General features: G+C 66.9%; 18 protein-coding genes and 1 pseudogene. 11 read left to right on the plus strand and 8 right to left on the minus strand.

Features of this window, described 5'->3' with window-relative positions; all coding sequences use genetic code 11:
* Nucleotides 1-163 precede the first annotated feature (163 nt).
* From ACE026_RS18250 to ACE026_RS18275, 6 genes and pseudogenes are all read left to right on the plus strand, one after another.
* Nucleotides 164-2,650: a GH92 family glycosyl hydrolase gene (locus ACE026_RS18250; RefSeq protein ID WP_486040241.1), complete on the plus strand. Its 2,487-nt coding sequence runs from the start codon at nucleotides 164-166 to the stop codon at nucleotides 2,648-2,650.
* A gap of 118 nt (nucleotides 2,651-2,768) precedes the next feature.
* Nucleotides 2,769-3,812 (plus strand): LacI family DNA-binding transcriptional regulator, encoded by a 1,044-nt coding sequence (locus ACE026_RS18255; protein WP_019182992.1) that lies wholly within the window; start codon nucleotides 2,769-2,771, stop codon nucleotides 3,810-3,812.
* A gap of 44 nt (nucleotides 3,813-3,856) precedes the next feature.
* Nucleotides 3,857-5,167, plus strand: a complete 1,311-nt coding sequence (gene fucP, locus ACE026_RS18260) for an L-fucose:H+ symporter permease (protein WP_486040242.1) — start codon at nucleotides 3,857-3,859, stop codon at nucleotides 5,165-5,167.
* A 7-nt stretch (nucleotides 5,168-5,174) separates the two neighbouring features.
* Entirely contained in the window at nucleotides 5,175-6,170 is a 996-nt protein-coding gene (locus ACE026_RS18265; RefSeq protein ID WP_486040243.1) for a carbohydrate kinase family protein, read from the plus strand.
* Entirely contained in the window at nucleotides 6,167-7,360 is a 1,194-nt protein-coding gene (locus ACE026_RS18270) for an AGE family epimerase/isomerase (protein ID WP_486040244.1), read from the plus strand. The genes ACE026_RS18265 and ACE026_RS18270 overlap by 4 nt, the downstream gene beginning before the upstream one ends.
* 126 nt (nucleotides 7,361-7,486) lie before the next feature.
* A pseudogene (locus ACE026_RS18275) lies at nucleotides 7,487-10,125 on the plus strand (beta-mannosidase).
* A gap of 117 nt (nucleotides 10,126-10,242) precedes the next feature.
* Here the strand turns inward: ACE026_RS18275 and mtnC are convergent.
* The 5 genes from mtnC to ACE026_RS18300 all read right to left on the minus strand — a co-directional run bounded on the left by mtnC (nucleotide 10,243) and on the right by ACE026_RS18300 (nucleotide 15,663).
* Complete coding sequence (gene mtnC / locus ACE026_RS18280) at nucleotides 10,243-10,941, minus strand: acireductone synthase (RefSeq protein WP_486040246.1); 699 nt, start codon at nucleotides 10,939-10,941, stop codon at nucleotides 10,243-10,245.
* A 3-nt stretch (nucleotides 10,942-10,944) separates the two neighbouring features.
* Entirely contained in the window at nucleotides 10,945-11,508 is a 564-nt protein-coding gene (locus ACE026_RS18285; protein WP_486040247.1) for a 1,2-dihydroxy-3-keto-5-methylthiopentene dioxygenase, read from the minus strand.
* Nucleotides 11,509-11,625: 117 nt separating this feature from the next.
* Nucleotides 11,626-12,267 (minus strand): methylthioribulose 1-phosphate dehydratase, encoded by a 642-nt coding sequence (locus ACE026_RS18290; protein WP_293982938.1) that lies wholly within the window; start codon nucleotides 12,265-12,267, stop codon nucleotides 11,626-11,628.
* A 421-nt stretch (nucleotides 12,268-12,688) separates the two neighbouring features.
* Nucleotides 12,689-14,116 (minus strand): amino acid permease, encoded by a 1,428-nt coding sequence (locus ACE026_RS18295; RefSeq protein ID WP_486040249.1) that lies wholly within the window; start codon nucleotides 14,114-14,116, stop codon nucleotides 12,689-12,691.
* 68 nt (nucleotides 14,117-14,184) lie between these two features.
* The gene (locus ACE026_RS18300) at nucleotides 14,185-15,663 is read right to left on the minus strand and encodes an amino acid permease (RefSeq protein ID WP_486040250.1); all 1,479 of its coding nucleotides are present in this window, start codon (nucleotides 15,661-15,663) and stop codon (nucleotides 14,185-14,187) included.
* 185 nt (nucleotides 15,664-15,848) lie between these two features.
* Between ACE026_RS18300 and ACE026_RS18305 the strand changes: the two genes are divergently transcribed.
* Nucleotides 15,849-16,430, plus strand: coding sequence for an NUDIX hydrolase (locus tag ACE026_RS18305; protein WP_486040252.1), 582 nt, complete (start codon nucleotides 15,849-15,851; stop codon nucleotides 16,428-16,430).
* Nucleotides 16,431-16,472: 42 nt separating this feature from the next.
* Here the strand turns inward: ACE026_RS18305 and serA are convergent, their stop codons facing one another.
* A complete protein-coding gene (gene serA / locus ACE026_RS18310) occupies nucleotides 16,473-17,714 on the minus strand; it encodes a phosphoglycerate dehydrogenase (RefSeq protein ID WP_486040253.1) in 1,242 nt (413 codons plus the stop codon).
* 206 nt (nucleotides 17,715-17,920) lie between these two features.
* Between serA and ACE026_RS18315 the strand changes: the two genes are divergently transcribed.
* From ACE026_RS18315 to ACE026_RS18330, 4 genes are all read left to right on the plus strand, one after another.
* Nucleotides 17,921-19,309: an FAD-binding oxidoreductase gene (locus ACE026_RS18315; RefSeq protein ID WP_486040255.1), complete on the plus strand. Its 1,389-nt coding sequence runs from the start codon at nucleotides 17,921-17,923 to the stop codon at nucleotides 19,307-19,309.
* Nucleotides 19,310-19,370: 61 nt separating this feature from the next.
* Complete coding sequence (locus ACE026_RS18320; RefSeq protein ID WP_293982950.1) at nucleotides 19,371-19,667, plus strand: DUF2388 domain-containing protein; 297 nt, start codon at nucleotides 19,371-19,373, stop codon at nucleotides 19,665-19,667.
* Nucleotides 19,667-21,481: a DUF7844 domain-containing protein gene (locus tag ACE026_RS18325; RefSeq protein ID WP_486040256.1), complete on the plus strand. Its 1,815-nt coding sequence runs from the start codon at nucleotides 19,667-19,669 to the stop codon at nucleotides 21,479-21,481. Before ACE026_RS18320 ends, ACE026_RS18325 begins: the two co-directional genes overlap by 1 nt.
* Nucleotides 21,482-21,584: 103 nt before the next feature.
* Nucleotides 21,585-22,328, plus strand: coding sequence for an MliC family protein (locus tag ACE026_RS18330; protein ID WP_486040258.1), 744 nt, complete (start codon nucleotides 21,585-21,587; stop codon nucleotides 22,326-22,328).
* Nucleotides 22,329-22,387: 59 nt separating this feature from the next.
* Here ACE026_RS18330 and ACE026_RS18335 read toward each other — a convergent pair whose 3' ends face one another.
* Together ACE026_RS18335 and yeiP are read right to left on the minus strand one after the other, a co-directional pair.
* Nucleotides 22,388-22,768 (minus strand): hypothetical protein, encoded by a 381-nt coding sequence (locus ACE026_RS18335; protein ID WP_486040259.1) that lies wholly within the window; start codon nucleotides 22,766-22,768, stop codon nucleotides 22,388-22,390.
* Between the two features lie 70 nt (nucleotides 22,769-22,838).
* Nucleotides 22,839-23,405, minus strand: coding sequence for an elongation factor P-like protein YeiP (yeiP, locus tag ACE026_RS18340; protein WP_121036675.1), 567 nt, complete (start codon nucleotides 23,403-23,405; stop codon nucleotides 22,839-22,841).
* Nucleotides 23,406-23,456: the final 51 nt, after the last annotated feature.

The raw sequence follows: 23,456 nt of genomic DNA on the forward strand, positions 1-23,456 counted from the left end.
CATCGATGTTGCAGCGCAGAATGCATCCCTCGAAATTCCCGTGCTTTACTTAAATCGATCTAAATTCACCGAGGTGTGGATTGGGTCGCCCAGTCCAGGGAACCAGCGGCGCCCGCCGCCACTGGTTCGCGCTGCCGCCACGTCCGCCAAGGAGTCCGTGTCCGTGACCCGTTTTTCTCAACGTCCTTCCGTTGTTCCCGCCGCCGGTGCCGTCCCGGCCCGCCGCCGCCCGCTGGCCGGTCTGGCCTGCCTGCTGGCGCTGAGCTGTGCGCCGCTGTTGCTGCAGGCCGCGCCTGCGGCGCTGGAGCGCGAGGTCAACACCTTCATCGGCAGCAAGGACGATGGCAATACGTTCCCGGGTGCCTCGGCGCCGTTCGGCCTGATCCAGGTCAGCCCGATCGGTGAGCACTACGCTGGCTGGCGCTACGACGATCCCAAGATCCGTGGCTTCGGCCATTCCTTCCTGTCCGGCGCCGGCTGCTGGGAGCAGGGCGGCCAGGTCTCGGTCCTGCCGGTGACCGGCAGCATCGGCCCGGGGGGTGACTTCAATACCGACGACGCCAAGAGCTTCGACCACAAGCGCTACGCCTCCACCTATACCCACGACGGCGAAGTCGGGCAGGCGGGCTACTACAAGGTGCGCCTGACCAACTACGGCGGCATCGATGCCGAGGCCACCGCACGCACCCGTGCCGCGGCCGAGCGCTACACCTTCGCCGCCGATGCGGGTACCGGCCACGTGCTGGTCAACCTTGGCCAGGCCAACGAGCGCCATTCGGTGATCGGCAGCGTGGTCGATGTCGTCGGCGACCGTGCAGTGGAAGGCAAGCTGGTCACCAAGAGCTTCTGCGGTGGTCACCAGTACACCACCTGGTTCCGCATCGAGTTCGACCGCCCCTTCAAGGCGTTCGGCACCTGGGGCGAGGGCGGCGGCCTGCCGGGCGCACGCCATGGCATGGAAGGCGAGCTCAAGCCCAGCGGCGCCTGGCTGAGCTTCGATCTGGCCAAAGGCCGCGCCGTGACCGCGGTCAGCGCGATCTCGCACGTGGATGCCGAAGGCGCGCGCGCCAACCTGCGCAGCGATGGCATGCAGGGTGAGCGCCTGCTCGGCTTCGATCAGATGCGCCAGATGGCCCAGCAGCAGTGGCGCAAGGAACTGGCGGCCGTGCGTGTCCAGGGCGGCAGCAATGACGACCGCACCGTGCTGTACACCGCGCTGTACCACGCGCTGCTGCAGCCGCTGACCGGCAGCGATGCCGACGGCCGTTACCGTGGCTACGACGACAACATCCATCGCGCCGATGGCTGGACCTACTACGAGTACTTCTCGCTGTGGGATACCTACCGCGCGCAGAACCAGTGGCTGGCGCTGACCAAGCCGGATGTCGCGCGTGACATCGGCCGCACGCTGCTGGCCATCGAGGCGCAGGGCGGCTGGCTGCCGCGCTGGGGCTATGCCAACTTCGAAACCAACGTGATGACCGGTGATCCGGTAACCCCGTTCCTGGTCGACCTGTGGCGCTTCGGCGCGCTGGCCGGCCGCGAAGGCGAGGCCTACACCGCGCTGCGCAAGAACGCGTTCGAGGTGCCGCCGATGAACTCGCGCCACGCGGGCCGTTCGGGCAACCCGAGCTACCTGGCCAATGGCTACGTGCAGTACGACCGCGCCTTCCCCTCCAAGGGCATGGACGTGGATCCACACCACGGTGGCTCGGCAACGCTGGAATACGCGCTGGCCGACTGCGCGCTGGCGCAGATGGCCGATGGCCTCGGCCATGCCGCCGATGCCGGCGTGCTGCGTGAGCGTGGCCGCAACTGGCACAAAGTGTGGGACCCGTCGGTGCGCGATGAAGAGGGTGATTTCAACGGCTTCCCGCGGCCGCGCATGGAAGATGGCGCGTGGTACCTGCCGGCCGATGGCAAGTACAGCCCGCGCTCGCACCATGGCTTCCATGAAGGCACCGCGTGGCAGTACCAGTGGCTGGTGCAGCAGGACGTGCCGGGCCTGGTCCAGGCCATGCACGGCCGCGACCAGACTGCGCGGCGCCTGGATACCTTCTTCGCTTACGACGCCCTCGTGACATCGCCGCTGACCGCCGCGCGCAAGGAGTGGGTGGTCGGGCCGTACAGCTATTACAACCAGTTCCGCTACAACCCCAACAACGAGCCGGACCTGCACGCACCGTGGATGTACACGCTGATCGGGCAGCCGTGGAAGACCGCCACCGTGGTGCGCGCCGCGCAGCAGCTGTTCACCAACGCGCCGAACGGCGTCACCGGCAACGATGACCTGGGCACGATGTCGGCGTGGTACCTGTTCAGTGCGCTGGGCCTTTACCCGGCGGTGCCGGGCAGCGGCGAGTTCCTGCTGCATACGCCGCGCTTCGCCCGTGCCGAGATCGATCTGGGCCAGGGTAAAACGTTGACTTTGAAGGCGCCGGGCGCGGATGGCCGCCAGCTGCAGTATGTCCAGAACGTGCAGGTCGATGGCCGCGCGCATGCGCCGGTGTGGCTGGACTGGGCGCAGCTGCAGCGCGGTGGCACCATCGCCTTCGCGCTGGGCAGCACCGCGCAGGAGAACGGCTGGGGTACCCAGGCCGAGGCACTGCCGGCGTCCTTCTGCGCCACGCCCGGCGCGGCACTGGAATGAGCCACGCACCGGCCCGCGCCGTGGCCTGCCCACCCGGGCTGACCGTCGGCACGGGCGCGGACCGCTGGTCAATGCGATCGTTTAGGCTTGCACCTTGCTTGAGGAACCCGACGACCCGATGAAAGACAAGGCCACCCCCGCCGGCAAAGGCACGCGCGCGGTCACCGTGACCGACATCGCCGAAGCGATCGGCGTGTCGCGCGCGACCGTCTCGCTGGTGCTGCGTGGCAGCCCGCTGGTGAACGTCGACACCCGTGCCAAGGTGGAGGCCGAACTGCGGCGCCAACGCTACGTGTACAACCGCGGCGCGGCCAACCTGCGTCGGCGCACATCGTCGAGTGTGGCCCTGGTCATCAACGATCTGTCCAACCCGTTCTTCGCCGAATTTGCCTCCGGGGTGGACGAAGCGCTGGGCGGAAAGGGCTTCGTGACCCTGCTCGGCAGCACGGGTGAATCGCCGGAGCGGCAGCAGGCGGTGCTGACCACGCTGATGGAGCACATGCCGGCTGGATTGATCCTGTCGCCGGCCGAAGGCAGCGATGCCGGGCAACTGCGCCAGGTGCTGGGCCACGCCAACGTGCTGCTGTTCAACCGCGAACTGCCGGGGGCCGACTGGGACTTCCTGACCCTGGACAACCAGCAGGGCGCTTACCTGGCCACGCGTCATCTGATCGAGCAGGGCCACCGCCGCATTGCCTTCTATGGCGGCCATGCGGTCTCCAGTTCCTGTCATCAGCGCCGTACCGGCTATGCGCAGGCCCTGGTGGAAGCCGGCATGCCGGTGCAACCGGAGTGGCTGATCGAAACCTCGCCCAGCCGCCTGGATGCGGCCGCGCGCACCGGCGAGCTGTTCGCTCTGGACGCCGTGCCGACGGCCGCGGTCTGCTACAACGACAGCGTCGCGCTGGGCCTGATGCTGGGCCTGGCCTCGCGTGGCGTGCAGCCGGGGCGCGATTTCGCGGTGACCGGTTTCGATGATATTTCCGAGGCTTCGGTGGCATCGCCGCCGCTGACCACGCTGACCGTCAACCCGCGCGAGCGCGGGCGACAGGCCGCCGAACTGCTGTTGCTGCGTCTGGATCATCCCGATGCCGCACCGGCCCGTACCGTTGCACCGGTCCAGCTCCGCGTTCGCGAGAGCAGCGGCGCGATGACCGTCTGATGGCTCCCCCAATCACCTGCTCGCGCACTGAGGCGCGTACCTGAATGCCCATCTCTCCAACGCCCCACCTCCCATCCTCATCCTCCGCTGCGCCCGTGGTGAACACGCGCGTCGCGCTGGCCGTGGCGACCACGATCTTCTTCATGTGGGGCTTCCTCACCTGCCTCAATGACATCCTGATCCCGCATCTGAAGGCCGTGTTCGACCTGACCTACGCCCGCGCGATGCTGGTGCAGTTCACCTTCTTTGGCGCGTACTTCCTGATGTCCGTCCCGGCCAGTCGCCTGGTCGCACGGCTGGGCTACAAGAACGGCATCGTGGCCGGCCTTGCCATCGCCGCAGTGGGCGCGCTCGGCTTCTGGCCGGCGGCCGAGCTGCGCGTGTATGAAGCCTTCCTGGGCGCGCTGTTCGTGCTGGCCACGGGCATCACTGTGCTGCAGGTGGCGGCCAACCCGTATGTGGCGCTGCTCGGGCCGGAACAGACGGCGTCGAGCCGGCTGACCCTGGCCCAGGCGCTGAACTCGCTGGGTACCGCGATTGCGCCGATCTTCGGCGGGCTGCTCATCCTGGGCAACACCGTCAAGAGTGCGGACGAGATCAATGTGCTGCCGATGGCCGAACAGCTGGCCTATCGCACGCAGGAAGCCCAGTCGGTGCAGGGCCCGTATGTCGGCCTGGCAATCGCGCTGGTCCTGCTTGCCGTGTTCGTCTATCTGTTCCGCCTGCCGGCACTGAATGAGACGACCGAGCAGAGCGGCGGCGACAAGCACACCCTGATGGAGGCGCTGCGTCACCGTCACGTCCGGTTCGGCGTGCTCGGCATCTTCTTCTACGTGGGTGCGGAAGTGGCGGTAGGCAGCGTGCTGGTGAACTACCTGTCGCTGCCGAACATCGGTGGCTTCAGCGAACAGCAGGCCACCCATTACGTCTCTGCGTACTGGACGATGGCGATGATCGGCCGCTTTGCCGGTTCGGCCATCATGACCCGCTTCTCGCCGCGTCTGCTGCTGACCCTGTTCGCCAGCATGAACGTGGCGCTGCTGGCCGTGACCATGCTTACCCAGGGGCAGGTGGCGTTGTACTCGGTGGTGGCGATCGGCCTGTTCAATTCGATCATGTTCCCGACGATCTTCGCGCTGAGCATCGAACGCCTGGGCACGCTGACCACCAAGGCGTCGAGCCTGTTGATCATGGCGATTGTCGGCGGGGCGCTGATTCCGGTCCTGCAGGGCAAGCTGGCCGACCATATCGGCCTGCAGCCGTCCTTCATCCTGCCGCTGCTGTGCTACGGCTACATCATCTTCTACGGCCTGTGGGGCTCGCGCCCGGCCGCTGGAATCCGCCAGGGAGCTTAAGGCCACGATGTCCAAGATTGTTTGTTTCGGCGAGATTTTGATCGATCTACTTGCCCAACCGCCGGCCACCCCGGACACCCCGCGGGCCTTCCTGCAGTACGCCGGCGGTGCACCGGCCAACGTGGCCGTGGCCGCCGCGCGGCTGGGTGCGGATACCCATTTCGCCGGCATGCTCGGCCAGGACATGTTCGGCGATTTCCTCGCCGAGAGCCTGGCCAGTGCAGGCGTGGCGACCGACTGCATCGTGCGCACCGACGCGGCCAAAACCGCGCTGGCGTTCGTCGCACTGGATGCCAGCGGCGAACGCAGCTTCAGCTTCTACCGCCCGCCGGCGGCCGATCTGCTGTTCCGCAGTGCGCACTTCCACCCGAACTGTTTTGAGGGCACGCGCAGCTTCCATGTGTGCTCCAACAGCCTGACCGAGGCCGAGATCGCACAGGCCACGTTGGAGGGCATGCGCCGCGCCCACCAGGCCGGTGCGATGGTCAGCATCGACCTCAACCTGCGCCCCGCGCTGTGGCCGACCGGTGTCGACCCGCTGCCGCGGTTGTGGGAAGCGCTGTCGCTGGCCGACCTGGTCAAGCTCTCGCGTGAAGAACTGGAGTACCTGGCGGCCGCGGTGCCGGGCGGTGACGCGGCCGTGATCGAGCGGCTGCTGGGTGCGCAGGCGCAGGCGGTGGTGATCACCGACGGCGCTGCGCCAATCCGCTGGCATACCCGCCACACGCACGGCGTGCTGACCGGTTTCCGCGTGACCACGGTCGATTCCACCGCGGCGGGCGATGCCTTTGTCGGCGGCCTGCTGTTCGGCATCGGCGAGCGCGGCGGCGACGGCGCCGGCTTTGCCGCGTTCTGCCAGGACCCCGCGGCGCTGGTGGATGCGATCCGTTTCGGTGCGGCCGTCGGTGCATTGGCCGTGACCCGCAAGGGCGCCTTCGCCGCGATGCCCAGCCTTCATGAAGTCCAGCAACTGCTGCAGCAACAACAGGATGACGCCGCATGACCACGCCGGTTCCGCCGACCCCCGACTTCCGCTCGCCCGCGTTCCTGCGCGCCCACATCGCGCAGACGATGGCGTTCTACCAGCCCAATGAAATCGACCCCAAGGGCGGTTTCTTCCACTACTACCGTGACGATGGCAGCGTGTACGACGCCAGCCACCGCCATCTGGTCAGCAGCACCCGGTTCGTGTTCAACCACGCCATGGCCTACCGCGAGTTCGGCAAGCCCGAGGATCTGGCGGCGGTCGAGCACGGCGTGCGCTACCTGCGCGAGGTGCATCGCAATCCGGCCACCGGTGGTTACGCCTGGACGCTGCGCGATGGTGTGGTCGAAGACGCGACCAACCACTGCTACGGCGTGGCGTTCGTGCTGCTGGCCTACAGCTGCGCGCTGAAGGCGGGTATCGGCGAAGCGCGTTCGTGGATGGACGAGACCTGGCAGCTGCTGGAAACGCGCTTCTGGGAACCTGCGTTCGGCCTGTACAAGGACGAAGCCGACGCCGACTGGGCCTTCAGCGACTACCGTGGACAGAACGCCAACATGCACATGTGCGAGGCGATGCTGGCCGCGTTCGAGGCCAGTGGCGAGCGGCGCTATCTGGATCGCGCGCTGCTGCTGGCCGACCACATGACCCGCCGCCAGGCCGCGCAGGGCGACGGGCTGGTGTGGGAGCACTACGACACCCAGTGGCAGATCGACTGGGAGTACAACCGCGACAACCCCAAGCACTTGTTCCGTCCGTGGGGCTTCCAACCGGGGCATCAGACCGAGTGGGCCAAGCTGCTGCTGATCCTGGATCGCCACGTGCAGGCCGACTGGCTCGTGCCGACCGCGCGGCATCTGTTCGATGTGGCGGTGGCGCGCAGCTGGGACGCCGAGCGTGGCGGGCTGTATTACGGCTTCGCACCGGATGGCAGCGTCTGCGATGACGACAAGTACTTCTGGGTGCAGGCCGAATCGCTGGCGACCGCGGCGCTGCTGGCCAAGCGCACCGGCGACGCCGTGTACTGGGACTGGTACGACAAGCTGTGGGGCTATGCCTGGCAGCACATGATCGATCACCGCTACGGCGCGTGGTATCGCATCCTGGACGCGGACAACCGCAAGTACAGCGACGAGAAGAGCCCGGCCGGCAAGACCGATTACCACACCATGGGCGCGTGCTATGAAGTGCTCAACGTAGTGCGTTGAATCCGGTAGAGCCGACCGCCGGTCGGCTGCCCCAACATCCCGGTAGAGCCGACCGTTGGTCGGCTGCTCCAACATCCCGGTAGAGCCGACCGTTGGTCGGCTGCTCCCGCAGCCAGGCAGGTCCCCATGCGCCACAGCCGTCTCCTCGTCGTTGCACCGGCCAGATGGCTGTTGCTGGTCCTGCTGGCAGCATGGGCAGTGCCCGTGGCAGCCGCCCCGCTGGCTGCAGAGTGGTCATTCCGCCTCTTGCCCGGCGATGCCCAGCTTCCTGCCCACCCGCAGCTGGCGCAGTGGCGTGCCGCACAGGTGCCCGGCGCGGTGCATACCGATCTGCTGGCGCAGAGGCAGATTCCCGATCCTTACGTGGGTGCGCCGGAAGCCGGGCTGCAGTGGATCGGCCTGGCCGACTGGGAGTACCGCGCACGATTCGATGTGGATGCGGCGACCTTGGCGCGCGCGCACGCCGAGCTGGCGTTCGAAGGCCTGGATACGTTCGCCACCGTCACGCTCAACGGCCAGCCACTGCTGCAGGCCGACAACAGCCATCGCACCTGGCGTGCGCGGGTGGACGGCAGGCTGCGGCCTCACGGCAATGAACTGCGGATCGTGCTGCGTTCGCCGATCCGCACCCTGCTGCCGGACGTGCAGGCGATGCCGCACAAGATCGCCGGCAACTACCCCTCGCCGTATGGCGATGAGCCCAACGACGCGATGGTCGGCAATTTCGTGCGCAAGCCGGGCTACCACTTCGGCTGGGACTGGGGCCCGCGTTACGTGACCGCGGGCATCTGGCGGCCGGTGACGCTGGAGAGCTGGGACACACAGCGGCTGACCGCGCTGGCGGTGCAGACCCGTGCGCTGGATGCGACCCGGGCGGATCTGGAGATCGCCGTTGAGATCGAGAGTGCGTCGGTCGGCAGCGCTGCGGTGCAGATCGAGGTGCTGGATCCGGACGGCAAGCGCGTGGCGCGCATCGACCGCAAGACGATGTTCAACGCCGGTGACAACCGCATCGCGGTGCCGGTGACGCTGCACACGCCGCGGCGCTGGTGGCCGGCCGGGCAGGGCGAGCAGGCGCGCTATACCGTGCGCGCCACCTTGGCCCCTGGCACGTCGGGTGCGACCCACATCGAGCAGCGCACCGGCCTGCGCACCGTCGAGCTGCGCCGCGAAGTGGACCGCAACGGCGGACAGGGCTTCGCGTTCGTGATCAACGGTGTGCCGATCTTCGCCAAGGGCGCCAACGTGATTCCGTTCGACATGTTCCCCGCGCGTGTGGATGCGGCGCGGATCCGCCGCGAACTGACCGCGGCGCGCGATGCCAACATGAACATGCTGCGCAACTGGGCGGTGGCTATTACGAAGACGATGCGTTCTTCGACATCGCCGACGAACTTGGGCTGCTGGTCTGGCAGGACTTCATGTTCGGTGGCGGCATGCAGCCCGGCTACGATCCGGCGTTCCGGGCGAACGTGGTCCATGAGGCGCGCGACAACGTGCGCCGCCTGCGCCATCACCCCAGTGTGGTGCTGTGGTGTGGCAACAACGAAGAAGAGACCGCGTGGAAGGACTGGGGCCACGGGCGTGACCTGACCGCCGCCGATCCCGCGTTCGCCGCGAAGGTCTGGCAGGGTTATGTGGATCTGTTCGGCAACGACCTGCGCCAGGTGGTGGCCGAGGAAGGGCTGGGCGTGCCGTACTGGTCGAGCTCGCCGAGCAACGACCTGGACGAGAAGGCCAACGATTCCACCCGCGGCGACAAGCACTACTGGCAGGTGTGGGGTAATCCGGCGCTGCCGGTGACCGCCTACCTGCGCGAGACGCCGCGCTTCATGTCCGAATACGGGCTGCAGGCCTGGCCGGTGCTGCGCACGCTGGACGGCATCATTCCGGTCGCCGAGCAGCAGGTCGACAGCCCGACGGTGCGCGCGCACCAGAAGTTCATGGCGGGCGAGGGCAACCAGCGTCTGCTCAAGTACATCGAGGAGGAGTACGGCACGCCGCGTGACTTCCCCACGTTCGTCTACCTGAGCCAGGTGATGCAGGCCGATGGCATCCAGCTCGCTGCCCTGCATCACCGTGCCTCGCGCCCGTACACCATGGGCTCGTTGTACTGGCAGCTCAACGATGTGTGGCCGGGCGCCTCGTGGTCCAGTATCGACTACGCCGGCCGCTGGAAGGCGCTGCACTTCCACGCCAAGCGCTTCTTCGCCGACCACGCGGTGGCGGCGTTGCGCGACGACGGCGTGACCCGGGTGAGCCTGCTCAATGATCGTCAGCAGGGCCTGCAGGCCACGTGGCGGCTGCGGGTGATCGACCTCGACGGCAACCCGCGCAGTGAGCAGCGGCACACTGTGGCACTGCCGCCGCTGTCAGCGCTGGAGGTGGGGCGATTTGCCGATGCCGACCTGTTGAAGGGCGCCGATCCAGCCCGCACCGTGGCGGTGGTGGAGCTGTTCGATGGTGCGACGCTGTTGTCGCAGCAGGTGGTGTATTTCGTCCCGGCCAAGGCGCTGGCGCTGTCACCGGCGAAGATCGACAGTGAGCTGCGCACCGATGGCGACGGCTACCTGCTGACGCTGCGCTCGCCCACGTTGGTGCGGGCGCTGTGGGTCGACTTCGATGGGCTGGACGCCGCGCTGGAGAACAACGCGCTGGACCTGGTGCCGGGCGAGACGGTGACGATCCGGCTGCGCGCGGAGGCGGACCTGGCGACGCTGCGCAGCGGGATGCGCCTGCACTCCTTGGCAGACGTCATCCGGTAGAGCCACGCCATGCGTGGCTGGCACGGTGCTGGGATCGCTCGAAAGGCATCCACGCATGGCGTGGATCTACCTTGAATCAAGATTGGAAAGGATCCACGCATGGCGTGGATCCACCCGTTACAGCGTGATCTGCTGGAAATTCTCGACGCGGTCGTGCCCGTGGGTGGCCTCACCACTGCGCGGCAGCGGATAATCGTCCAGGCGGTCGATCAGACGCGTCTGCAGACCCGCGTTGCGCGCGGCATCCAGCTCTTCCACCACATCGGACAGGAACAGAATCTGCGCGGCCGGTACGTCGATTGCCTCGACAATACGGCGGTAGCTGTCGGCCTCACGCTTGCCGCCGACTTCGGTGTCGAACCAGCCCGAGACCAGCCCAGTCAGGTCACCGGCTTCGCTGAAGCCGAAGAACAGCTTCTGCGACGGCACCGAGCCGGAGGAATACACGTACAGCGGCTTGCCCTCGGCATGCCAGCCCTTCAGGACAGCGGCCACTTCCGGATAGAAGTGCGCCTTGTAGTCGCCGTTGCGGTAGCCGGCTTCCCAGATCATGCCCTGCAAGGCCTTGAGCGCGGTGTGCTTGCGGTCCTGGTCGATCCAGCCCTGCAGCGTCTCCACGATCAGGCTGTCCTGGCAGGCACCGCCGATCTCCATCGCCACCGCGTCCAGCCAGCGGCGCACCTGCGGCTCCTGGCCATGCGCGGCGACGAACGCCGGCAGTGCCTTGCGCGCATACGGGAACAGCACGTTCTTGACGAACGAAATGCTGCTGGTGGTGCCCTCGATATCGGTGAGGATGACGGTCGGTTGCGGCATGGATCAGTCGGCCTGGTGCTGTGCGGGGTGGTAACGCGGGAAGGTCTGGGCGATGTCGCTGCCGGTGAAATGGCCGACCCAGCCATCCGGCTCGGTGAAGAAGCGGATCGCCACGAAACTCGGCTCCTCGCCCATGTCGAACCAATGGGTGATGCCATCGGGCACGGCGATCAGATCGTTCTTGACGCACTCGATCTCGTAGACCTTGCCGTCCACGTGCAGGGTGAACAGCCCGGAGCCGGCGACGAAGAAGCGGACTTCATCTTCCTTGTGGAAGTGCTCGTCCAGGAACTTCCTGCGCAGCTCGGCGCGGTTCGGGTTGTCCGGCGCGATCGAGGCGACGTCCACGCTCTTGAAACCGTGCGTGGCGACGAGACGGTCGATATCGACCTTGTAGGCGGCGAAGACCTCATCCTGGCTGGCGCCCGGCGCGACCTCATGGGCCGCCTGCCAGCGCTCGAAGGTGACGCCGATCTGCTTCAGTTCGGCAGCGATCGCCTCGCCATCCCGGCTGTCGAACAGCGGGACATCCGGGGCGGTGTCATCAAATATGCGGAGTCGGCTCATGGCGGCGGCATCGAGGCGAAGAGGGGAAGGAAAGGGTACCAGTGCAGCGCCGGGGTGGGGGCGACGCACTGATGCCGATGCGCGGAATACAGATTCTCTTCAGGAATCTGAGCGCGATCAGCCGCGCAGCTTGCGCAGCTCCAGCTCACAGTGCAGCAGGAATTCGAACGCTTCCATGTGGCGGCGCGCCTCGGCCATGGTGCGGCCCCAGGCATACAGGCCGTGGCCGTCGATCAGATAGCCCCACAGCGGCTGGGTGTCGAGCAGGGCATCGACCTGCGCCGAGAGCACATCCATGTCCTGGGTATTGGCGAACACCGGCACATCGACCGCCATCTCATGCGTGCTGTTGCCGTGGAAGGCCTTCAACAGCTCGTAGCCCTCCAGGCGGATATGGCCCTGCGGCGCGTACAGGCGCGAGGCGATGGTCTGCACCGGCGAATGGGTGTGCAGCACGCAGCCGATCTCAGGGAAACGGCGGTACAGCTGGGTGTGCAGCAGCGTCTCGGCGGACGGGCGCAGCGGGCGGCCGACGGCCTTGCCGTCGAAATCCACCACCATGATGTCGTCCTCCACCAGCCGGCCCTTGTCCTTGCCGGACACGGTGATCGCCGCATGGCGGTCATCCAGGCGGTGGGAGAAGTTGCTGCTGGTGGCCGGGGTCCAGCCGGCGTGGGCCAGCTCGCGGACGTTGTCGATCAGCAGCTGGGCCAGTTCGCTCAGGCGCGCGGTGTCGTACGGGAAGGTGGGGGTGTTCATGCCGGTCATTTTAGCTAGGTCAAACGCTAAAAGCAGGTTTGTCGACTGGGCCGGAGGGGGGGGGGTTTGCGGGGGACGCCGCAAGTACGTCCTTGTAGGCTTATGTCGCCGCATCCATGCGGCTCATGCCCCCTCAAACCCCACCCCGTCCGTCCTTCCACACATTGAGCAGCCCGCTGGCACGAAGCCGAACCGGAAGTCGAAGGCCGGGTGTTTGGCGTTGCATTTGACGTGGGCACCGTCACCCGCACGCTGTCAGAGGCGGGGTGGGGTGGGTTGGCGGGGGTATGAGCCGCAGGGATGCGGCGACATAAGCCTCCATGGATGGATTCACGGCGTCCCCCGCGAACCCACACCACCCCGCCAAACCGACCGCACCAGCACAGCCGAGGCTTCGGCTCTTGATCTGGGGGCGTAGACCTTACTTCGCGCGCAGGCGGCTATGGCGATACCCATAACCGAAGTAGATCGCGAAACCGCCCAGCGTCCAGAAGCCCATCAGCATCCAGTTGTGGGCCGTCATCGCCGTCAACAGCGCGATGCAGCTGAGCACACCCAGGCTGCAGATCAGCCATGCCATCGGCATCCGGAACGGACGCGGCAGGTCCGGCTGGGTGCGGCGCAGGATCAGTACGCCCGCGCAGACCGCCGCGAACGCGATCAGCGTGCCCATCGAGGTCAGCTCACCGAGCACGTCCAGCGGGAACACCGCCGCCAGCAGCGCGATGCCGATGCCGGTGATCACGGTGTTGATGTGCGGGGTGCGGTACGTGGGGTGGATCTTGGTGAACAGCGGCGGCAGCAGCCCGTCGCGGCCCATGATCATGAAGATGCGCGGCTGCGCGATCACCATCACCAGCACCACCGAGGACAGCCCGATCAGCGCGCCGATTTCCACGACCACGCGGAGCCAGCCCAGTTGCGGATGCGCCGCTACCGCGGTCACCACCGGCTCGTCCGTGCCCAACAGCTGGTACGGCACCAGCCCGGTCATCACCGCCGCCATGGCGATGTACAGCACCGTGCAGATCACCAGCGAGAGCATCATGCCGATCGGCATGTCGCGCTGCGGCTTGTGCGATTCCTGCGCGGCCACCGAGACCGCCTCGAAACCGATGTAGGCGAAGAACACCATCGCCGCACCGCGCAGCACGCCATCGAAGCCGTACTTGCCCGGGCCTTCGTTCTCCGGAATGAACGGGGTCCAGTTGGCCGGATCCACGTACTTCCAGCCCACCACGATCACCAGCAGGATCAGCGCGGTCTTGAGCACCACCATCGCCATGTTCATGGCAGAGGATTTGCTGATGCCGACGTAGCACAGCCAGGTCAGCAGCAGCACCAGCACGGCGGCCGGGATGTTGGCGATGGCGCCGGTCGGGCGCAGCTGGCCATCCAGTGGTGCGCTGACCAGCGCGGCCGGTAGATGAATGTCGAAATGGCTGAGCAGGCTCAGGAAATAGCCGGTCCAGCTGACCGCCACGGCGGAGGCGGAGACGCCATATTCGAGCACCAGCATCCAGCCGATGAACCAGGCCGAGAGCTCGCCGAAGGTGGCATAGGTATAGGTGTAGGCACTGCCGGAGACCGGCACCATCGCCGCGAATTCGGCGTAGGCCATTGCGCAGAACGCGCAGCAGATCGCGGCCAGCACGAAGGACAGCATGATCGCCGGGCCGGCGTGGTTGGCCGCCGCCTGGCCGGTAATCACGAAGATGCCGCCGCCGATTACCGCGCCGATGCCCAGCGCGGTCAGGCCCCAGGGGCCGAGGGTGCGGCGCAGGCTCAGGCCGTTGGCGTCTTCATGGGCGGCGTGCGGATGCTTGGTGGCCCACAGTTGCTTGAACATGGTTTGGATGTCTTCTCAGGCGCGACGTATCAAACGACCGGTCCGGCACAGGGCCGGCCCGGCAGCACTCAGGCGTTGTTCTTGTTCAGCTTGCTGTGGCGGATGCCGTAGCCGAAGTAGATGCACAGACCCAGCAGGGTCCAGGCCACGAACAGGTGCCAATGCACCACGAACGCCTGGTAGAACAGGAACAGACAGGCCAGCGCGCCCAGCGGGCAGATCACCCACACCAGCGGCACGCGGAACGGTCGCTCCAGTTCCGGGCGCGTGTAGCGCAGGACAAGCACGCCGATGCAGACGGTGGCAAAGGCCAGCAGGGTGCCCATCGACACCAGCTCGCCGAGCACGTTCAGCGGCACGGTACCGGCCAGGGTGGCGGCGATGGCGCCGACGACGATCGTGCTCCAGTACGGGGTACGGAAGCGCTTGTGCACCTTGCCGAAGATCTTGGGCAGCAGGCCATCGCGGGAGATCGTGTAGGCGATGCGGGTCTGGCCCATCATCATCACCAGCACCACCGAGGAGAGGCCGGCGATCGCACCGATTTCCACGGCGGTCTTCAGCCAGGACAGGGTCGGATAGGGCTCCAGCGCGGTCGCGACGGGCTTGTCCGTGCCCAGCAGGTGATACGGCATCATGCCGGTCAGCACAGCGCAGACGATGATGTAGACGATGGTGCACACGGCCAGCGAGCCGAGCAGGCCGATCGGCATGTTGCGCTGCGGGTCCTTGGTTTCACCGGCGGCGGTGGAGACCGCATCGAAGCCGATGTAGGCGAAGAACACGATGGTTGCCGCACGGAACACGCCGCTCCAGCCGAACTCGCCGGGCACGCCGGTGTTCTCCGGAATGAAGGGGGTCCAGTTGGCCGTATCCAGGTGCGCTGCGCCGAAGCCGATGAACAGGCAGATCACGGTGACCTTGATCGCCACGATGATCGCGTTGACGAAGGCCGACTGGGTGACGCCGACGTACAGCAGGCCCGAGACGGCCGCCACGATCAGCACCGCCGGCAGGTTGAACAGCTTGCCGGAGGAGATGAACTCATGGCCGGTCCAGGCGATGGGCGCGGCGCTGAGCGCGTCCGGGAAGGGCATGTTCAGCGTGGTGGTGATGAAGCTGATCAGGTACGCCGACCAACCCACCGCGACCGAGGCCGAGGCGAACAGGTACTCCAGCACCAGGCACCAGCCGATGAACCAGGCCATGCCTTCGCCGAGGGTGGCGTACGAATAGGAATAGGCGCTGCCGGAGACCGGCATCATCGCCGCGAACTCGGCGTAGCACAGGCCGGCCAGCGCGCAGGCGAAGCCGGCGAACACGAACGACAACATCACCGCCGGGCCGGCATGGTTCGCTGCGGCCTGGCCGGTGAGCACGAAGATACCCGCACCGATCACCGCGCCGATACCCAGCAGGATCAGGTGTTTCGCTGTGAGGGTCCGCCTCAGTGTGGGCTCGCCGTCCAGGCTGCCTTCGATGGGCTCGCCGGCATCGACGTGCGGTGCCGGTGCGACCGGTTTGACCCTCAACAGAGACTTCAGCATGCAGTGCTTCCCTAAATGAACAAAGGTGAGGCGCGCGGTACATTGCCGCACGCCCTGATGGCGACTGGGCGCCCCAGCGGTGCGGGGCCCGCTGTACCTTAGCCAAAGCTGAAGCCGCTGTACAAGCACAATTGCAGCATGGCCGAGCGATAATCGGCCAAATCCGCACGATGCCTGCACCTGCCATGTCGCTGAACCCCGAATCCGTTGCCATTCCTGACGCCGCCCTGCGCAGTCAGCTTGACGCTTACGCCCGCCGGCACCCCGAGCACGCGGCATTGGCTGACGAATTCAGCACAGTGTTGGATGATCCTGAGAACCCGTTCCTGCGCGAGCGCCTGGCCGGGCACTTCACCGGCAGCGCGTGGCTGGTCAGCGCCGACGGGCAGCGCGTGCTGCTCACCCACCACCGCAAACTGGACCGTTGGCTGCAGCTGGGCGGGCACGCTGATGGCGAGCGCGATCTGGCCCAGGTGGCGCTGAAGGAGGCCGAGGAGGAATCCGGGCTGAGCGCGCTGGTGCTGGAGGATGGCGAGTTGTTCGACATCGACAAGCACTGGATTCCCGAACGCAAGGACGTCCCGGGGCATTGGCACTACGACGCCCGCTACGTCGTGCGGGCGCTGGGCAGTGAGCAGTTCGCGATCAGCGAGGAATCGCTGGCGTTGGCCTGGCGCGAGATCCGTGACGTGGCCAACGCGGCGATCGAGACCCCCGATGGAGATGACTCGTTGCCACGCATGGCCAAACGCTGGCTGGCGCGGTGATTTAACAGGGACGGGGGTAGTTATTAATTACCCCCGTCCCCGTTAATAAAGGACGCGCGTGCGCAGCGTGCCCGGGATGGCCGCCAGTTCGTCGCGCACGGCGCCGGCCTGGGCTTCGCTGGCGGTGATGTCGATCACCACGTAGCCGACCTTGGCGTCGGTACGCAGGAACTGGCCGTCGATGTTGACGTTGTGGCGCGAGAAGATCTCGTTGACCTTGGAGAGCACGCCCGGCACGTTCTGGTGGATGTGCAGCAGGCGCAGGCTCTCGGCGTGCTCGGGCAGCGTCACTTCCGGGAAGTTGACCGCCGACAGGGTGCTGCCGTTGTCGCTGTAGCGCACCAGCTTGGCCGCCACTTCCACGCCGATGTTGTCCTGCGCTTCCAGCGTGCTGCCGCCCACGTGCGGGGTCAGGATGACGTTGTCGTGGGCGGTGAGCGGGGAGACGAAGGTATCGCCGTTGCCCTTGGGTTCCACCGGGAATACATCCAGCGCCGCACCACCGAGGTGGCCCGAGCGCAGCGCCGCATCCAGCGCGTCGATGTCGACCACAGTGCCGCGCGCGGCGTTGATCAGGTGCGCGCCGGGGCGCATCCGCGCCAGTTCGTCGGCACCGATCATCCACTGCGTGGCGGGGGTTTCCGGCACATGCACGGTCACGATGTCGGCGCGCGACAGCAGGTCATCCAGGCTGATCGCCGCGCGGGCGTTGCCCAGCGACAGCTTGGTTTCCACGTCGTGGAAGATCACCTGCATGCCCATCGCCTCGGCCATCACGCCGACCTGGGTGCCGATGTGGCCATAGCCGATGATGCCCAGCGTCTTGCCGCGCACCTCATGGCTGCCGGCTGCGGATTTGGACCAGCCGCCGCGATGGCATTCGGCGTTTTTCTGCGGGATGCAGCGGGTCAGCATGATCGCCTCGGCGATCACCAGCTCGGCCACGCTGCGGGTGTTGGAGTAGGGGGCGTTGAACACCGGGATGCCGGCCAGTTCCGCCGCCTCCAGGTCGACCTGGTTGGTGCCGATGCAGAAGCAGCCGACCGCCATCAGGCGCTTGGCGTTGGCCAGCACGTCTGCGCTGAGTTGCGTGCGCGAACGGATGCCGACGATGTGGGCCTCGGCGATGCGCGCCTTCAGTTCGTCTTCGGGCAGCGCCTTGCTGCGCAGTTCGATCTGCGAATAGCCGGCCGCGGTGAACACGTCGATCGCGGTCTGGCTGACCCCCTCGAGCAACAGTACGCGGATATCCTGCTTCGGGAACGAGGTCTTTTTCGGCGACATGGGCGGCGTGCGGCGTGTGGCGGCGGGAGCCCCCAACTATGCCAGAAGCCGGCCGCGATGGTGCGGTGCGCCAATCGACGTTCAAACGGTTTCAGATGCACCTATTTATCGTGACTGCGTGAGGCCGTCACCGCTGCGGCTGCTACTGGACGCGGCCGGTGGTGGCTGGCAGGCTTGCGGGCTCCCCCGGCACCGCCAGACGCCCCATGACCGATCCGCGCCTTGATTCGCTCCTGCACGACTGCCCCGGGCTGCGCCTGAAGACCGATCCGGCCGATCTGGAGCACTACGGCCGCGATTGGACCCGGCGTTGGACCCCGGCACCGTTGGCGATTGCCTTGCCCGGCACGGTGGAGGAGGTGCAGGCCATCCTGCGCTGGGCGACCGCCCAGCACGTGGCGGTAGTGCCCTCCGGCGGCCGCACCGGCCTCTCCGGCGGGGCAGTGGCGGCGCACGGCGAGCTGGTACTCAGCCTGGAGCGGATGAACAAGCCGCTGGCCTTCGATGCGGTCGACCGCACGCTGACCGTACAGGCGGGCATGGCGCTGGAGGCGGTGCACAACACTGCACTCGAACATGGCCTGATCTACCCGGTGGATTTCGCCGCGCGCGGTTCGTGCTCGATCGGCGGCAACATCGCCACCAATGCCGGCGGCATCCGGGTGATCCGGTACGGCAATACCCGCGAGTGGATCGCCGGCCTGAAGGTGGTGACGATGGCCGGTGAGCTGGTCGAGCTCAACAAGGGCCTGATCAAGAATTCCAGCGGCTATGACTTCCGCCAGCTGCTGATCGGTTCGGAAGGCACGCTTGGCGTGATCGTCGAAGCCACCTTGAAGCTCACCGATCCGCCGCCGGCCAGCAATGTGATGCTGCTGGCGCTGCCCTCGTTCGAGGTGTTGATGCAGGTGTTTGCGGCCTTCCGTGAGCGGCTGCAGCTGCAGGCCTTCGAGTTCTTCACCGACCGCGCGCTCGAGCATGTGCTGGCGCATGGCGCACAGGCACCGTTCGACGAGGTCCATCCGTATTACGTGGTGACCGAATTCGCTGCGGGCGACGAGGTGCAGGAAGCCGCCGCGATGGCCGCGTTCGAAGACTGCATGGAGCACGGCTGGGTCAGCGATGGCGTGGTCAGCCAGAGTGATGCCCAGGCCGCGCAGCTGTGGCGGTTGCGCGAGGGCATTACCGAAGCGGTGGCGCGCTACAAGCCCTACAAGAACGACGTCTCGGTGCGGATCTCGGCGATGCCGGCTTTCCTCGCCGAAACCCAGGCCCTGATCGGGCAGGCCTACCCGCAGTTCGATGTGGTGTGGTTCGGTCACATCGGCGACGGCAACCTGCACATCAATGTGCTCAAGCCGGACGAGACCGCCGATGCGGAGTTCCTGACCCAGTGCGAGCACGTCACCACGCTGCTCGCCGGTGTGCTGGCCCGCTTTGACGGCAGCATTTCGGCCGAACACGGGATCGGCCTGGTCAAAAAGAGCTACCTGGACAGCACGCGCAGCGCGCCGGAAATCGCGCTGATGAAGGCGGTCAAACGTGCGTTTGATCCCCAAGCGCTGCTGAATCCCGGCAAGGTCTTCGACCTCTGAGGCAAGACAGGATTTCACGCAGCCTATACGCTCTGTGCTTTCCACCGCGAACGACACCCCGATGATGCGTCCGATCCTGCTTCTTGCCGTGCTCGCCCTGCCGTTGTCGGCGATGGCCTCCAGTTTTGCCGGCAGCTCTGCCGGCTCCGCGTCCGGTGCGTCCTCGGCCGGTTCGTCCAGCTCGGGCGATGACAAGATCGTGCTCGATGCGCGCGATGACGCCGCGGCCTTCGTGGCCAGCGACGGTGCGATCCGTGGTGCACGCCTGGAGGCAGCGCTGCTGCACCTGCGCGAGCAGAGCGTTGCGCAGCAGCAGGCCAGTGACATGGCGCTGGCCAGGACCCTGCTGGCCCGCTGATGCAACCGTCCGGTCAGGTCCGCCGCTGGCGCTGGGCGGTCCTGGTCGCGTGGCTGGCCGCGCCATTTGCACAGGCGGCGCTGCAGCTGGAGCTGCAGCCGCAGGGATTGAACGCGGCGCAGATCGTGGCCGCCGAGCGTGCCCTGCAGCAGGTACGCACGCGTTTGCCGCCGCCTTGGCAGGCACGCTTCCAGCAACCGGTGCAGGTGCGCTGGTCGGATACGCTGCCGGCCCACGTGCATGGCCGAACCCGCAACGGCACGATCACCCTGCAGCGCGCGTTGCTGGACACCGTGCAGGATGGTGAGCCGCTGCCGCGCCCGCTCGAAGCGGCACTGATCCATGAGCTGACCCACGTGCTGGACCGTTTGCCGCAGGGTGGATGGTCGCGCGATGCACGCCTTCGCGATCTGGCCGGCTGGCAGCGACGCCCGTGGAAGCTCGGTCGCACGGCGAACGCCTTCCGCGAGCGCAGTCCGGACGATTACGAACGCACGCGACCGGCCGAGTTCCTTGCCGTCAATGCCGAGCATCTGCTGCTCGATCCGGATTACGCCTGCCGCCGGCCAGCTGTCGCCGCATGGTTCGCTGAGAACCTCGGGCCGAACGAGCAGGCCATGGCGTGCGACAGCCGTCTGCCGTTGATGCAGGCCGAAGAGGAGGCGGGCGCCGCGACGCTGCTCGAACTGGATCCGGCCCGGATCTACGCGGTGGACTACTTGCTTGCCGAAGGCAATGACCAGCTGATGAGCCGCTGGGGCCACAGCATGCTGCGCCTGGTGATCTGCGCGCCGGGCCGGCCGCGTGGGCCGGCGTGCCGGATGGATCTTTCTCATCACCGCGTGCTGTCCTACCGCGCCTTCGTCGGCGATGTACAGATCTCCAGCTGGCGCGGGCTGACCGGCGCCTATCCTTCGCGCCTGTTCGTGCTGCCGCTCAACCAGGTCATCAACGAATACACCCAGGTAGAACTGCGGGGGCTCTCATCGGTCCCGCTGGCGCTGGATGCGCCGGACATCGCCAGTCTGCTGGAGCGTGTCGCGCAGGTGCACTGGAGCTATGACGGCCGCTATCTGTTCGTCAGCAACAACTGCGCGGTGGAAACCGGCAAGCTGCTGCAGGAAGGCGTGCCACGGCTGGCTTCGCCGGGGTTGAACCGGCTCACGCCGCGCGGGCTGCTGACCCGCTTGGAGCGCCAGGGCGTGGCCGACGCCAGCGTGCTGGCCGATCGCGCGCAGGCGACGCGACAGGGCTACTACTTTGCCTCTGCCGAAGAACACTACCAGCAGTTGTTCGATGCGGCGCGCCAGCAGCTGCCGCTTGGCACGGCAGACGTCGGCCACTGGTTGCGGCAGCCGGCCAGCGAGCGTGCACGCTGGGTAGAGAAGGGTGATCTGCGCACCACCGCCGCCCTGCTGTTGCTGGAACAGGCCGCCCTGCGTCGCGAAGAGCTGCGCGCACGCGACGTGCTGAAGCGGCTGCTGGGCGATCCGGCCAGGGACGATGCTGCGGCGCGTGACACGCTGCGCGCGTTGCTGGAAGACACCGGCCAGCTGATCAGCCCGGCCGCACTGGTGGCGGGGGACGGCTACGGGCTGCCTTCGGCGGACGAGCGTGGGCAGGCCAGCGAGGCGGCGGCGCGTCTCAGCGCACAGGGTGTGCCGGCCTGGCAGGCGTTGCAGTTGCAGCTCAAACACCGCCTATCTCAGGCACAGCAACGCGAACTGGCCACGATCGACAGCAATCTGGCCCGGCTGGGTGCGCGGATGCGTGCGCTGGCGCGAGAGGACGAAGGACAGGTCGCAGCGCGCTGAACCGCGTGTTCAGCGATGCCCGGAAGGTCAGCGTCGCTTCACCTGTTCTCACGGCGCGGCAGGTACGATCAAGTGTTGTCGACGTTATCGCAAGGAGTCCCTCATGCGCGCATTTCCCTGGTTGTTGAGCCTGGCCATTACCGGCGCACTCGCCGCCTGCCAACCGGCCAACGAGAGCGGCCCTGCCGCCGATGGCACGGAAGCGCCCCCTCCGATGGATGCCTCCACCACCGACGAGCGCAGCTATGCGTTCCGCTGTGGCGAGCATGAAGTGCATGCCACTTACCGCGGTCAGGATTCGGCGACGGTGGTGGTCGATGACCGCACCTTCGCGATGTCCTCGCAGCCGGCGGCGTCCGGCGCGAAGTATGGCGATGGGCAGGGCAACGAATTCTGGACCAAGGGCACCACCGACGGGATCCTGATCCTGAAGGGCGAGCCGGACCGCACCTGCACCGGCACCGGTGAACAGGGCGGCGAAGCACCGCCGGCCAATGCGACCGCCAATGCGGATACGGAGGCCGATGCCGCCGGCGGATTCCGCGCGACTGGCAATGAGCCCGGTTGGCTGGCCCAGGTCGGTGCGGGCGCAACGCCGGCGCTGCACATCGAGATGGATTACGGCGAGCGCAAGCTCGAGATTGCCAGCCCCACGCAGGGCCGTGACGGCTGGTCCGGTACCGCCGCCGATGGCACCCCGGTCAAGCTGACCTTCCAGCGCACGGTGTGTCAGGACGACATGAGCGGCCAGGCCTTCGGTGCCACGGCGATGCTCACGGTCGGCGCGCGCCAGTACCACGGCTGTGGTGATTTTGCCGGCGCGCCATCGTTGGCGGCCAAGCCCTGATCCCGCAAGCTCGATCCAGTTGAAGGCACCGGATGCGCGCATGCGCGTCCGGTGCACCATCACATGCCGCGCGGGCAGGGGTTGGGCAGCGCCCGGCTGTCGGCATCCAGGATCAGCTCATTGCGGGTGCCCAGCAGCATCAGCTCGGTGTGCACCAGGCAGTTGTCGGCATGGCGCTGCAGGAGCTGATTGAACAGCCCGGCACGGTCGTCGCAGCTCTCGTGGATCGCGTACGCCAATTCGCGCGCACGGTCTTCGTCGTACGCTTCTTCGCCAGCGAAGTGCTGGCAGGCGCTTTCGCGCGCCAGGAAGGCCTGCACATCGCCGGGCATCGCGCAGTACATGCGGATGTCCTCGGCCACGAACACCTCCGCTGGCACGTCGCAGCGCACACCGCGGGCGGTGTCAGCCAACGTGGCGGGTGCGCGCGGGGTATCCAATGTCTCACTCTCCACTGCCCGCGGCGAGCACGCCGCGAGCAGCAGGAGCACGACGATCAGTGCAGACCGCTTAGTCGGCACGGCCGGCGAATTCACCGGTGGTGGTGTTGACCAGCACGCGTTCGCCGTTGGCGATGTACTCCGGCACCATGATCTCGATGCCGGTGCTGAGCTTGGCCGGCTTCGGGCGCTTGGTGGCGGTGCCGCCTTTGAGCTCCGGCGGCGTCTCGACCACTTCCAGCACTACGCTGGTCGGCAACTGCACGCCCACCGGGGTCTCGTCGATCACCTGCACGTAGATGCCGGTCAGACCATCGGTGATGTAGCCGGCGTCATCGCCGAGCACATCCGCATCGACCATGTATGGGGTGTAGTCCTCGTCATCCAGGAAGACGAAGGCATCGCCATCCATGTACGAGTACGTCGCCTGGCGGCGCAGCAGCTCGACTTCCGGCAGGTTGTCGTCGGCATCGAAGCTGGAATCGAGCTTGTTGCCGCCCGGCACGCTGTACATGATGAAACGGAAGCGGACATTGCCGCCGCGCCCCTGCGGGGAGCTGCGTTCGATGTCGCGGATCTGGTAAACGCCGTTGTTGAATTCGACGACGTTGCCTTTCTTGATGTCGCTGGCTTTCATGGGAATGAAGGTCGGTTCGTGGAGGTGGCGGGTGCCGGAACCGGGCACCCA

Source organism: Stenotrophomonas sp. AGC87 (assembly GCF_057333975.1).

Excerpts from the sequence above, each read along its gene's own strand:
- ACE026_RS18255 (WP_019182992.1), top strand. The coding sequence starts at position 2,769 with ATGAAAGACAAGGCCACCCCCGCCGGCAAAGGCACGCGCGCGGTCACC.
- fucP (WP_486040242.1), top strand. The coding sequence starts at position 3,857 with ATGCCCATCTCTCCAACGCCCCACCTCCCATCCTCATCCTCCGCTGCG.
- ACE026_RS18265 (WP_486040243.1), top strand. The coding sequence starts at position 5,175 with ATGTCCAAGATTGTTTGTTTCGGCGAGATTTTGATCGATCTACTTGCC.
- ACE026_RS18270 (WP_486040244.1), top strand. The coding sequence starts at position 6,167 with ATGACCACGCCGGTTCCGCCGACCCCCGACTTCCGCTCGCCCGCGTTC.
- mtnC (WP_486040246.1), bottom strand. The coding sequence starts at position 10,941 with ATGCCGCAACCGACCGTCATCCTCACCGATATCGAGGGCACCACCAGC.
- ACE026_RS18285 (WP_486040247.1), bottom strand. The coding sequence starts at position 11,508 with ATGAGCCGACTCCGCATATTTGATGACACCGCCCCGGATGTCCCGCTG.
- ACE026_RS18290 (WP_293982938.1), bottom strand. The coding sequence starts at position 12,267 with ATGAACACCCCCACCTTCCCGTACGACACCGCGCGCCTGAGCGAACTG.
- ACE026_RS18295 (WP_486040249.1), bottom strand. The coding sequence starts at position 14,116 with ATGTTCAAGCAACTGTGGGCCACCAAGCATCCGCACGCCGCCCATGAA.
- ACE026_RS18300 (WP_486040250.1), bottom strand. The coding sequence starts at position 15,663 with ATGCTGAAGTCTCTGTTGAGGGTCAAACCGGTCGCACCGGCACCGCAC.
- ACE026_RS18305 (WP_486040252.1), top strand. The coding sequence starts at position 15,849 with ATGTCGCTGAACCCCGAATCCGTTGCCATTCCTGACGCCGCCCTGCGC.
- serA (WP_486040253.1), bottom strand. The coding sequence starts at position 17,714 with ATGTCGCCGAAAAAGACCTCGTTCCCGAAGCAGGATATCCGCGTACTG.
- ACE026_RS18315 (WP_486040255.1), top strand. The coding sequence starts at position 17,921 with ATGACCGATCCGCGCCTTGATTCGCTCCTGCACGACTGCCCCGGGCTG.
- ACE026_RS18320 (WP_293982950.1), top strand. The coding sequence starts at position 19,371 with ATGATGCGTCCGATCCTGCTTCTTGCCGTGCTCGCCCTGCCGTTGTCG.
- ACE026_RS18325 (WP_486040256.1), top strand. The coding sequence starts at position 19,667 with ATGCAACCGTCCGGTCAGGTCCGCCGCTGGCGCTGGGCGGTCCTGGTC.
- ACE026_RS18330 (WP_486040258.1), top strand. The coding sequence starts at position 21,585 with ATGCGCGCATTTCCCTGGTTGTTGAGCCTGGCCATTACCGGCGCACTC.
- yeiP (WP_121036675.1), bottom strand. The coding sequence starts at position 23,405 with ATGAAAGCCAGCGACATCAAGAAAGGCAACGTCGTCGAATTCAACAAC.